This window comes from Streptomyces kurssanovii, from assembly GCF_040677245.1.
GTDB classification, from domain to species: Bacteria; Actinomycetota; Actinomycetes; order Streptomycetales; family Streptomycetaceae; genus Streptomyces; species Streptomyces kurssanovii.
Genome location: NZ_JBFAQK010000004.1, coordinates 228,628 through 240,673, shown reverse-complemented (window position 1 = coordinate 240,673; position 12,046 = coordinate 228,628). Strand labels below are relative to the sequence as shown.

The window sequence follows — 12,046 nt, the reverse complement described above, 5'->3', positions numbered from 1 at the left end:
TATTCTGCCTCATATTTTTTATTAATATTCTTGTTTATAGTATTTCCTTAACCTAAGTAGTTCCGATATGTATCAGAGTGCGTAGGTTATAGGAGCCCCTCCTTCATGCAGTCGGTGCCTTCCCCGCTACTTCTCGAACGGACTCCGCACCGGGAAGTACGCCTCCAGGAACGGCGTGATCAGGTCCTTCTGACCCGTCACGTCCTGCTCGGTCGAGACCGTGTCGTTGACGCAGAACACCGTCTTGTCGCGGTTGGCGAGCAGCCGCCCCAGCCGGGCCTCCGTCCACGGGTGCGTCAGGTCCAGGTAGCTGTACGGCAGCTTCGACGGCACCGCCCGCTGCGTGTGGAAGGCGTAGTAGTGGTGCAGCGACGACGCGATGGAGATGTCGTCTATGCTCCGGAACCGGCTGGCCTCCGTGCGGCGGTACTGCGCCTCGAACTCGGACTCGATCTCGGTGAGCACGCTGCGGCGCAGCGCGTGCGGCATGTGCTTCATCTTCTGCACGAGCACAGCGCCGTAGCGTTCCTCGATCAGCCGGCGGTTGTTCTTGCCCGCTGCCGCGACCGGCGGGTCGTCGGCGGTCCGCTCACCGAGCGGCACCAGCGCCGGGGAGGGGAAGAACTTGGTGAGGCCGTTGGAGAGGAAGAAGTCCTGCGGCGTCACCTCGCTGCCGAGCATCACGTCGTCGTTGAAGTAGAGGAAGTGCTCGGCCAGACCGTCGATGTGGTGCAGCTGGCTCTCGATGGCGTGCGAGTTGAACGTGGGCAGCAGGTTCGGGTGGCGGAAGATCTCCTTGTGGCTGACCACCTTCAGGCCCGGCACCTCGGTGTTCAGCCAGTCCGGGGTCTGGTCGTCCGTCACCAGGTAGATGTTGCGCACCCACGGCGCGTACATGTGCAGCGAGCGCAGGGAGAAGCGCAGTTCGTCGCGGCTCAGGTAGCGCGCGGCGTTGGCCGCCTCCGCGTGGTAGCCCTCACCGGAGAACTCGGCCCGGCGTCGCAGCCAGGCGGGGTCGGCGCCGTCCACCCAGGTGTACACGACGTCGACGGGGAAGGTGACCGTGTCGGTGGGGACGACGGCCAGCTCGGCCCGTGTGGGCACCTGCGCCGCGTCGGCGGCCTCACGGGGCGCGAGGTCGGTGAAGTACGCCTCGGACACGGTGACGGTCTCGCCCTGGAGCGGCAGTGCAGCGGCGAGCTTCCCGGGCCGCGGGGCCGTCAGCAGGCCCTCCTCCTCGTGCCAGAACTCGATGTCGCAGCCGTACTCGGCGCCGAGCTTCAACTGGCGGGTGGGGTCGGTGCGGTACCACGTGACGCGAACGATCTCCGCGTCCCGCAGCCGACGCCATGTCGAGGCCTCGTAGCCGGGCAGCGAACTGCGGGGAGCCGGGCCGTTGCCCTGGACCTCGGCGGCGTAGCCGGGCTCGTCACGGCAGGCCGCGGCGAGCGCCTTCAGCACCTCCGCGCGGTCCTCGACGCGAACGGCCACCGCGGACGCGCGGTCCGAACGGCCCCGTACACAGAAGTGCTCGATGCCGGCCCCGGCCAGCACCCGCAGCACGGCGGAGAGATTGTCCCGGCGGGCCTGCAGCGGAGTCGTCCCCACCGCCACCAGCGCGACCTTGAGTTCCTGGCCGACGGAGATCACGGCGCGGTCGGGTCCTGAGGCAAGGGCCTCGTAACGCCGGGCCACGCGGCCGGCACGGATACGCTCCGCGACGGCGGTGCCATTGGCTATACGCGTCTTCAGACGGCGACGCACATCGGCATCGACCTGCGAGACGATCGCCCGCCGCACACTCTCCGGTACGGCTCGGCGGTAGACCCCAAGCAGCCGGGGTGCCTCGGGATTTCGCACTGCGGGCGACTCCTTGAACGTAATCGTAAGGAACGGTGAACACCTTCAGTATGACCGGTGTTCCCTACCCACCGGGCCGCCGGGCGCGGTATCCCGCCACCGTGGCCGGACCTGGTCACACGCCCGTGCGAACCGCTCGCAAGGGCGGGAGAACGACCGGCGCGCGGAGTTGCCACGCGCCCTCCAGGAGCCGGGCCCGCACTCGGCGGCCGGGCCCGTGACCACGGGCCCCGGCCGCCGAGTCGGTGCGGCCCGGTCGTCCGGCACCGATCGGTGCCGGCGCCGGCCTCACCCTGCGCCTGGAGGATCGGAACCAGCGGCTCAGAAGGGGTCGAAGCCCTCGAACTCCTTCTGCGCCTCGTCCCGCTCGGCGTCGCGGTCACGCCGCCGCTGCGCGGCCGGACGCGGCGCCTCGAGGCGGTGGTCCTCGCCACGGCGGCCGAGCATCTCCGCACCCGCCATCATCGTCGGCTCCCAGTCGAAGACGACCGCGTTGTCCTCGGGGCCGATGGCCACGCCGTCACCGGCGCGGGCACCCGCCTTCATCAACTGGTCCTCGACACCGAGGCGGTTGAGGCGGTCGGCCAGGTAGCCGACGGCCTCGTCGTTGTTGAAGTCCGTCTGGCGCACCCAGCGCTCCGGCTTCTCGCCGCGCACCCGGAAGAGACCGTCCTCCTCCTGCCGGACGGTGAAGCCCGCGTCGTCGACCGCCTTCGGGCGGATCACGATCCGGGTCGCCTCCTCCACGGGCTTGGCGGCCCGCGCCTCCGCGATGATCTCGGCCAGCGCGAAGGAGAGCTCCTTGAGGCCCTTGTGCGCCACCGCCGACACCTCGAACACGCGGTAGCCGCGCGCCTCGAGGTCGGGGCGGATCATGTCGGCGAGGTCCTGACCGTCGGGGATGTCGACCTTGTTGAGGACGACGATCCGCGGCCGGTCCTCGAGGCCGCCGTACTGCCGCAGCTCCTCCTCGATGACGTCGAGGTCGGAGACCGGGTCACGGTCGGACTCCAGCGTCGCCGTGTCCAGGACGTGCACGAGCACCGAGCAGCGCTCGACGTGGCGCAGGAACTCCAGGCCCAGACCGCGGCCCTGGCTGGCGCCCGGGATCAGTCCGGGGACGTCCGCGATGGTGTACACGGTCGAACCCGCGGTGACCACGCCCAGGTTGGGCACGAGGGTGGTGAAGGGGTAGTCCGCGATCTTCGGCTTGGCGGCGCTGAGCACGGAGATCAGCGACGACTTGCCGGCGCTCGGGTAGCCCACGAGCGCCACGTCGGCGACCGTCTTGAGCTCCAGCACGATGTCCCCGGTCTGACCCGGGACACCCAGCAGCGCGAAGCCGGGGGCCTTGCGGCGCGCGGACGCGAGCGCCGCGTTGCCGAGGCCGCCACGGCCGCCCTCGGCGGCCACGAAGGTCGTGCCCTGGCCCACCAGGTCGGCGAGGACGTTGCCCTCCTTGTCGAGGACGACGGTGCCGTCCGGGACCGGCAGGACCAGGTCCTGGCCGTCCTTGCCGGAGCGGTTGCCGCCCTCACCGGGCTTGCCGTTGGTGGCCTTGCGGTGCGGACTGTGGTGGTAGTCGAGCAGCGTGGTGACGGACTGGTCGACGACCAGGATCACGTCCCCGCCACGGCCGCCGTTACCGCCGTCCGGTCCCCCGAGCGGCTTGAACTTCTCCCGGTGTACGGAGGCGCAGCCGTGGCCTCCGTTACCCGCGGCGACGTGCAGCTCGACGCGGTCCACGAAGGTGGTCATGGATGTGCCTCCAGTGATGACGTGTGACGTACGTACGTAAATGTCTGTCTCTCAACACACGAAAGGCGGACCCGCTTCCCGTACGGGAAGTGAGGTCCGCCCCTCGTGAAGGATTCCGGTCAGGCGACCGGAACGATGTTCACGACCTTGCGGCCACGGTGGGTACCGAACTCCACCGCACCCGGCTGCAGCGCGAACAGCGTGTCGTCGCCGCCGCGGCCGACGCCGGCGCCGGGGTGGAAGTGGGTGCCGCGCTGGCGGACCAGGATCTCACCGGCGAGCACGACCTGACCGCCGAAGCGCTTCACGCCGAGCCGCTGGGCATTGGAGTCGCGACCGTTCCGGGTGGACGATGCGCCCTTCTTGTGTGCCATCTCTCCTCAGTCCCTTACTTCGCAGCCGTGGGGATGCCGGTGACCTTGATCGCCGTGTACTGCTGACGGTGACCCTGGCGGCGGCGGTAGCCGGTCTTGTTCTTGTAGCGAAGGATGTCGATCTTCGCGCCCTTGTGGTGGTCCACGACCTCGGCCGTGACCTTGATACCGGCCAGCACCCACGGGTCGCTGGTCACGGCGTCGCCGTCGACAACGAGCAGGGTCGAGAGCTCGACCGTGTCGCCAACATTGGCAGTGGAAATCTTGTCAACCTCAACGATGTCGCCGACAGCAACCTTGTGCTGGCGACCACCGCTGCGCACGATGGCGTACACGCGGATCTCTCTCTCGCTCGAACGAAACTCCTGATGCCAGCCGCTCGCACGGGCCTGGGGCCCGTGACAGTCCGGATTGGACGAGCGGCCTCTCCCGGTGGGCCGGGAGGGAGGTGCTCAGGAGTGGACGTGTAAGGAAACACGCCGAGGGTCAAGGTTACGGGCCGCCGCCCGGAGGGTCAAACCGGCCCCCCGCCTCCGACTCCCAGGCGCCCACCGACCGCGATGGCGGTCCCGCCGCGTGCGGTGTGCGCAGCACGTGCGAACGCGCACGGACGGCTGCCCCATCCCGTGCCGGGCTCCGGCCGCCCGGCTCCCGCGTCGGGCGGCGGCCCGCCGCGTGCGGTGTGCGCATCCGGTGCGGACGCCGCACGGTCCGGGCCACGCCCTATGCCGGGCGTCGCCGCCGGGCTCCCCCGCCCGATGGCGGTCCCACCGCCCACGGGTGTGCGCAGCACGTACGAACGCGCACAGGCCGGCCAGCCCCGTGCCGGGCTTCGCCGCCCGGCTGCCGCGTCGCGTGACCGTCCGCGGCGTGCGATGCGCCCGCCCCGCGAGGAACGCCGCCACGATCCCACCGCGTGCGGTGTGCACAGCGTGCGAACGCGCACGGGCCACGCCCCGCGCCGGGCTCCGCCGCCCGGCTCCCGCGTCGCGTGACGGCCCGCCGCGTGCGGTGTGTGCATCCCGTGCGGAACGCCGCACGATCCCGCCGCCCACGGTGTGCGCAGCACGTGCGAACGCGCACGAGCCGGGCCACGGCCCGTGCGGGGCTCCGGCGCACCCGCGTCGGGTGGCGGCCCGCCGCCCGCGGTGTGCACGGCCTTACGCCGGACGAGCCGAGTCACGCCCCGTGCCGGGCCCCGCCGCCCGCGGTGGGCCGGCCCGTGCCGGGATGTCGGCCGGCGGCGGAACGCCGCAGGGCCGGGGAACGGCGGTGGGCCCCCCTCCGCGCAGGAGAGGGGCCCACCGCCGTACTACGGGTGCCGTGTGACCGGCTACGCCTCCGTCGTGTCCGACGAGACGCCGGGCGCCGGCGTCTGCTCGGCGGCGACGGTCTTCTTCGAGGCCTTCTTCGCCGTCGTCTTCTTCGCAGCCGTCTTCTTGGCCGTGGTGGTCTTCTTGGCGGCCGCCTTCTTCGCCGTGGCCTTCTTGGCGGTCTTGCGGGCCGCCTTCTTGGCCGCCGGCGCCTCGGCTCCGGCCTCCTCCTGCAGGGCCGGCTCGGGCTCGGCCGCCGCCTCGGGCTCCGCGGCCTTGGGCTCCGTGGCGACCACGACGACCGCGGCCTCCTCGGCGCCCGACGGCGAACCCGCGGGAGCCGTGACCTTGCGGGTCACCCGGCGGCGGGCACGCGGCGGAGCCGCGGACGGCGCCTCCTCCACGACCGGGGCGGGAGCGGCCGGGGCCGCCTCCGGCTCGGCCGGGGCCGGTGCGGCCGGAACGGTCGTCTCCACGACGGTCGGCTCCGACGTCACGGGCGGGCCCGCGGGAGCGGACGCCTTCCGCGTGGCACGGCGCCGGGTACGGCCCGCGGGGGCCGCCTCCTCCACCGGCGCCACGGCGGGCGCGGCCTCCGCGGCGGCGGGCGCCGCAGGGGCCTCCGGCTCGGACACGGGCTCCGCCACAGGCTCGGCGGCCTTCGGCGCGCCGGCCGGGGCCGACACCTTGCGGGTCGCGCGGCGACGGCCACGGCCGCGCGTGGCTGCCGCTTCGGCCTCCGCCGCGCTGCTGTACAGCTCCTCGTCCGGTACGAACTCGGGCTCCGCGAGCGCCACGGGTGCCGCGGCCTCGGCGGCGACCTCCGCCTCCGTCTCGACCTCGGCCTCGGCCTCGGCCGCTTCCGGCCGGCCCTCGATCTCCTGCGCGGCACCACGGCCACGCTTCTTCGAGCGCTTCCCGCCACCGCCGCCGCCCACGGACGTCGGCTGCTCCATGTGCACGATCACGCCACGGCCGTTGCAGTGGACACAGGTCTCGGAGAACGACTCCAGCAGGCCCTGGCCGACCCGCTTACGGGTCATCTGGACGAGGCCCAGCGAGGTCACCTCGGCCACCTGGTGCTTGGTCCGGTCACGGCCCAGGCACTCCAGGAGCCGCCGCATGACCAGGTCGCGGTTGGACTCGAGCACCATGTCGATGAAGTCGACGACGACGATGCCGCCCAGGTCGCGCAGCCGCAGCTGGCGCACGATCTCCTCGGCCGCCTCCAGGTTGTTCCTGGTGACGGTCTCCTCGAGGTTGCCGCCCTGACCGGTGAACTTCCCGGTGTTGACGTCGACCACGATCATGGCCTCGGTCTTGTCGATCACCAGCGAGCCGCCGCTGGGCAGCCAGACCTTGCGGTCCAGCGCCTTCATCAGCTGCTCGTCGATCCGGTGCACCGCGAAGACGTCGGTCTCGCTGGTCCAGCGCTGCAGCCGGTCGACCAGGTCGGGCGCCACGTGCGAGACGTAGCCGTGGATGGTGTCCCACGCCTCGTCGCCGCTGACGACGACCTTGGAGAAGTCCTCGTTGAAGATGTCGCGGACGACCCGGACGGTCATGTCCGGCTCGCCGTAGAGCAGCGTCGGCGCGTTGCCGCTCTTCGCCTTCTTCTGGATGTCCTCCCACTGCGCCTGGAGACGCTCGACGTCACGGCGCAGCTCGTCCTCGCTCGCACCCTCGGCGGCGGTGCGCACGATCACGCCCGCGTCCTCGGGGACGATCTTCTTGAGGATCGTCTTCAGACGCGCGCGCTCGGTGTCGGGCAGCTTGCGGCTGATACCGGTCATCGAGCCCTCGGGCACGTAGACCAGGTAACGGCCCGGCAGGGACACCTGGCTGGTGAGCCGGGCGCCCTTGTGGCCGATCGGGTCCTTGGTCACCTGGACGAGGACCGACTGACCGGACTTGAGGGCGGCCTCGATACGGCGGGGGCCGCCCGACATGCCGAGGGACTCGAAGTTCACCTCACCGGCGTACAGGACCGCGTTGCGGCCCTTGCCGATGTCGACGAACGCGGCCTCCATCGACGGCAGCACGTTCTGGACCTTGCCCAGGTAGACGTTGCCGACGTAGCTGGTGGCCTGCTCCTTGTTGACGTAGTGCTCGACGAGCACGTTGTCCTCGAGGACGCCGATCTGGGTGCGCTCGCCGCTCTGGCGGACGACCATCACCCGCTCGACGGCCTCGCGGCGCGCCAGGAACTCCGCCTCGGTGATGATCGGCACCCGGCGGCGGCCCTGCTCGCGGCCCTCACGACGGCGCTGCTTCTTCGCCTCGAGACGCGTCGAGCCCTTGATGGACTGGACCTCGTCGCTCGGCTCCTCCTTCTTGCGGGGCTCACGGACCTTGACGACCGTGCGCTCCGGGTCGTCGGTGACCGCTTCGGCCTCCGTGGCACCGTCACCGCTGCGACGGCGACGACGGCGACGACGACGGCTGCTGCTCGTGCCGGCGGCGGAAGGCGTCTCCGTGTCGGTCTCGTCCTCCTCGTCGCCCTCGTCCTGGGCCTCCTCCGCCTCGGCGTCCGCGTCCTCGGCCCGCTCGTCCGCGGACTCGTCCGCGTCGGGGGCCTCTCCACGGCGACGGCGGCGGCCGCCACGACGGCGGCGGCGCGACGGGCGGTCCTCGTACTCGTCCTGCTCCTCGGCCTCGGCGGCTTCCGCCTCCTCGGGCTCCGCCTCGTCCTCGGCCGGTGCGGCCTCGGCGGCGACGGGCTCGGCGACGGGCGCCTCCACGGGCTCCGCGGGCTCTCCACGACGGCGGCGGCGACGGCGGCCGGCCGGCTCGGGGGCCGCGGTCTCCGCCGCGGGCGTCACCGCGGTCTCCTCTTCCTCTTCCGGCTCGGGGCCGGTCGTCGCGGCGGCGGCCGCCGCGGCTGCCGTCTCCGGGGTCTGGAACATCGGCTCGGTGAAGACCGGGGCCTGGAAGGTGGGTACGGCCGGGCGCTGGCCGCGGCGGCCGCGAGCGGGCTCCTCCTCCGCGGCCTGCTCCGCCTTGGCGGCAGGCTGCGAGGTGAACTGGGGCGACACCGCGCGGCGGCGCGAGCGGCCGCGGGTGGCGGCCTTCTCGGCTGCCGCGACCTCCGCCTCACCGGCGGCGATCTGGGAGACGGCGCTCTCGGGCAGGCTCTCGCCGGCCTCCGTGATCTCCTCGCCGGCGGTCTGCGGAGCGCCGGCGGGGGCGGTCTCCTTCCGGGTGGCACGGCGACGGCCGCGCGGCGCGGACGCCTCGGCCCCGGCCGGCTCGCCCTCTTCCACGGTCCCGGTCCTGGGCGCACCGGCGGGCGCGGACGCACGGCGGCGGGTACGCCGGGAGGCGGGAGCCTCCTCGGGGGCCTCGACCGCTGCCGCCTCGTTTTCCTCGGCCACGGTGGTCTCCTCCTCGTCGGCCTCGGCGTCCGGGACGACGGACCCGGCCGGCGTCTCGACGGCCTTCGGCGCGCCGGCGGGCGCGGAGGCACGGCGGCGGGTGCGCCGGGGGGCGACGGACTCCGCCTCGGCGGCCGGCGCCTCCGCTGCGGCAACGGGCTCCGGCTGCGCGGTCTCACCGGTCAGCGGCTCGGCGGGCTGCGGCGCACCGGCGGGCGCGGTGGCCTTACGGGTGGCGCGGCGACGGGCACGCGGCGCGGGCTCCGCGGTCTCCGGCGTGGCCTGCTCGGCCGCCTCCGCGGGAGCCGGCTGCGCGGCGCTGCCGGCCTCGGCGGCCGGTGCCGCTTCGGCGGCGGCCGGCGCACCGGCCGGAGCGGAGGCGCGGCGGCGGGTGCGACGCGGCGCGGGGGCCTCGTCGGCGACCGGCTCCGCGGCTTCCGCGGTGACGTCGGGCTCCACGGCCTCGGCGGCCTGCGGCGCACCGGCAGGTGCGGTCGCCTTGCGGGTGGCACGACGACGCGCGGGCCGCGTGGCGGCAGCGTCCTCGGCGGGCCCGTCGGCGACGGCCGTCTCCGGCTCGGTGACCTCGGCGGCCTGCGGCGCACCGGCGGGCGCGGTGGCCTTACGGGTGGCACGGCGGCGGGTGCGGGGCGCCGCTTCCTCGGCCTCGCCACCGGCGGTGGCGTCGGCCTCGGCGGGCTCCGCGGTCTGCGGCGAACCGGCCGGGGCCGTCGCCTTGCGGGTGGCACGGCGGCGCGCCCGCGGTTCGTCGGTCACGGCCTTGGCTACCTGCGCGGCCTCCGCGGCACCGGCGTCGGCAGGCGACTCTTCGCCGGCCTCGCCGGATCCGCCCACCACGGCGCCCACCGCGGCCACGGCCGGGATGACGGCCTCGGCGGCCTGCGCCTGCGCGGCGGCGGACTCCGCCGCCTTCGGGGCTCCGGCGGGACGCGACGCCGCGCGGCGCCTGCGGCGCGGCGGCAGCGTGTCGCTGGGGCTGTTGTTGTTGTCTTCGTTCTCGTTGTTTCCGGCGGTGCCGGTTTCGTTCGACTCGAGCATGCGGGCGGTTCTCCCGTCACGCTCCCGGGCGCCGCGCCTGTATCCGGTCCGGCCGCGGCCCGCGTGATGTGCGCGGTGCCGCCGTCCGGGGCGCGGGCGCCGCACGGGAGCTGATGTCTGGCTCGCCGGTTCCGTACGCGATGTACGCACGGCCTGGCGAAAGTCTTCTGTGTCAGCGCGCGGCCCGACCCAGGTGGCTCCCGAGTGCAAGAGCCGCGCTACGACGACCGTCCTTACGCGGCGGGACCTTCCGGCGCCGTCGCAGAGGCGGTCCCGGCGGCCGTGGGTGGAGCGGCCGGAGCTGCCTCGCGGTCGGGCGCGAGCGGGTCGGTCACCGTGCCGGACTCCTCGTCGAAGAGCCCCTGCGCCAGCCTGGTCACCGCTGCGGGGACCGGCGGCGCCAGGTCGGCCACAGCTCGGAGACCGGACAGGACGTCGTCGGGTCGCACGGCAGGTGTCACGTGCCGAACAACCAGGCGCAGTATCGCACAGGGCGTGTCCCCGGTCCTATCGGACGCCTCGAGTGCCGCGACGGCGCCCCGGGCGTCGAACGTGCGCATGCCGCTCTTCGTCTTCCGCCGGACCTCGACGGTCTCGGCGGCGAGGAAGGCGGCCACGGCGTTCTCCGCGGCCCCGGGCTCGACACCGTCCAGGCGCAGCTCCCACACGGAGGCGGTGAGCCGGTCGGCGAGGCCCGAGGTGCGGGCCTCGACGGCGTCGATGATGTCCAGCCCGTCCGGCAGCGACTCGTCGAGCAGCTCGCGCAGCTTGTCCGGGTCGCGGTGGTCGGTGAGGGCGATCTCCAGGAACTCGGCCTCGCTGCCCGTGCCGGTGGGTGCGGCATTGGCGTACGACACCTTCGGGTGCGGGGTGAAGCCCGCCGAGTACGCCATGGGCACCTCGGCGCGCCGCAGCGCCCGCTCGAACGCACGCTGGAAGTCACGGTGGCTGGTGAACCGGAGGCGGCCGCGCTTGGTGTAGCGCAGTCGGATGCGCTGCACCGCAGGTGCGGGCGGCGGGCCTTCGGGCTGTCGCTTGCCCAGTGGTTCTTCTCCTCGGTGTGGAGCGGGCGCGGGTGGCGCGCCGCCCTCAAGGTGCGGGGTGCTCCCCGGGGGCCGACCGGTTCACCCCTGCTTGTGCAGGGAGATCTCGGGTTCGGCCGCCACGCCGGGAACGGTCTGTGTTTGTTGTCTGCCACCCAGGTTACGCGCCTGACCCGCCGTACCCACCACGGGCCGCGGCTCGCGGGGCGTGCCGATCAGCGCACGCCAGGCGTCGCGCCGTGCCTGACGTACGGTTTCGCGCGCCGACGCGAGCGCCGCCCTGGTCGCGCGACCCGCCTGTACGGCGGCCCTGGCGGCCGGACGCCACACGGCATCGCGCACGAAGTGCCCGACCGGCGTGCACACGCCGCGGTAGAACCAGCTCGCCGGGCGGCCCACCAGGTTCCACGCGAGCCACTTCAGGCCACGGCCGACCGCACGCGAGATGTGGCCGGCGATCCGCCAGGCCACGGCGAGCGCCGCCGCGAGCTCACGGCCGACGGGGGCGAGGACGTACCGGTACAGCCACACCACGGGGACCACCAGCAGCGTCCGCACCAGCCATGCGAAGCCCCGGCCGAGGGCGCGCAGGAGCCAGGCGATGCCGTGCCCGAGCGGGGTCAGGAGCTGCCGGTACACCCACACCACGGGCACCACCAGCCCGTACGTCACCACCGGCACGACCACGTACCGCCACAGCGCCACCCACGGCCAGTAGAACAACGCCTTGCCGAGCCAGGTCAGCACGGCCGCGATCCCGTGGCCGAGCGGGGTGAGGAGCGTGCGACCGATCCACCGCGCCGGGGCGAGGAGCAGGTGCTCCACGAGCCAGGCGATGCCGTGCCCGAGCGGGGTCAGCAGTTGCCGGTACACCCACACCACGGGCACCACCAGCCCGTACGTCACCACCGGCACGACCACGTACCGCCACAGCGCCACCCACGGCCAGTAGAACAACGCCTTGAAGACGGCGGTGGCCACCCACCCCACGGCACGCGCCACGGGGATGAGCACCGTCTCGAAGATCCAGGCCAGCGCCCGGCCGAGCGGCCTCAGCAGCACCCGCTCGAGGGCACGGCCGCAGATCACGAGGACGTCCCACACCATCCGGACCGGGACGACGACGAGCACCACGACGACGCGCACCGGTATCCGCACGAACTGGGCGAGGCAGCCGTCGCCCGGCTCGTAGTCCTTCGGCGCCTGGTGGGCGCCGTGGCGACGGGGCGCGGTGGTGGGCGGCGGCTTTTCCAAGTCCATGTCAG

7 protein-coding genes are annotated in these 12,046 nt (G+C 73.3%); all 7 read right to left on the bottom strand.

Translation table 11 applies throughout. The features are described from left to right. Positions 1–126: 126 nt before the first annotated feature. Positions 127–1,860: a stealth family protein gene (locus AB0K36_RS05965; RefSeq protein WP_189467901.1), complete on the bottom strand. Its 1,734-nt coding sequence runs from the start codon at positions 1,858–1,860 to the stop codon at positions 127–129. 321 nt (positions 1,861–2,181) lie between these two features. Further along, positions 2,182–3,618: a GTPase ObgE gene (gene obgE, locus AB0K36_RS05960; RefSeq protein ID WP_364588858.1), complete on the bottom strand. Its 1,437-nt coding sequence runs from the start codon at positions 3,616–3,618 to the stop codon at positions 2,182–2,184. Positions 3,619–3,737: 119 nt separating this feature from the next. Further along, positions 3,738–3,992 (bottom strand): 50S ribosomal protein L27, encoded by a 255-nt coding sequence (gene rpmA / locus AB0K36_RS05955; protein ID WP_005317677.1) that lies wholly within the window; start codon positions 3,990–3,992, stop codon positions 3,738–3,740. 14 nt (positions 3,993–4,006) lie between these two features. Continuing rightward, the gene (gene rplU, locus AB0K36_RS05950; RefSeq protein WP_005317674.1) at positions 4,007–4,327 is read right to left on the bottom strand and encodes a 50S ribosomal protein L21; all 321 of its coding nucleotides are present in this window, start codon (positions 4,325–4,327) and stop codon (positions 4,007–4,009) included. Between the two features lie 998 nt (positions 4,328–5,325). Beyond that, complete coding sequence (locus tag AB0K36_RS05945) at positions 5,326–9,738, bottom strand: Rne/Rng family ribonuclease (RefSeq protein ID WP_364588854.1); 4,413 nt, start codon at positions 9,736–9,738, stop codon at positions 5,326–5,328. Positions 9,739–9,971: 233 nt separating this feature from the next. Continuing rightward, positions 9,972–10,739, bottom strand: a complete 768-nt coding sequence (locus tag AB0K36_RS05940; protein WP_364588851.1) for a TIGR03936 family radical SAM-associated protein — start codon at positions 10,737–10,739, stop codon at positions 9,972–9,974. A gap of 123 nt (positions 10,740–10,862) precedes the next feature. Beyond that, positions 10,863–12,041 carry a hypothetical protein gene (locus AB0K36_RS05935; protein WP_364588848.1) on the bottom strand — a complete coding sequence of 393 codons (1,179 nt, stop codon included), beginning with the start codon at positions 12,039–12,041 and terminating at the stop codon, positions 10,863–10,865. Between the last annotated feature and the right edge of the window lie 5 nt (positions 12,042–12,046).

Excerpts from the sequence above, each read along its gene's own strand:
- obgE (WP_364588858.1), bottom strand. The coding sequence starts at position 3,618 with ATGACCACCTTCGTGGACCGCGTCGAGCTGCACGTCGCCGCGGGTAAC.
- rpmA (WP_005317677.1), bottom strand. The coding sequence starts at position 3,992 with ATGGCACACAAGAAGGGCGCATCGTCCACCCGGAACGGTCGCGACTCC.
- AB0K36_RS05945 (WP_364588854.1), bottom strand. The coding sequence starts at position 9,738 with ATGCTCGAGTCGAACGAAACCGGCACCGCCGGAAACAACGAGAACGAA.
- AB0K36_RS05935 (WP_364588848.1), bottom strand. The coding sequence starts at position 12,041 with ATGGACTTGGAAAAGCCGCCGCCCACCACCGCGCCCCGTCGCCACGGC.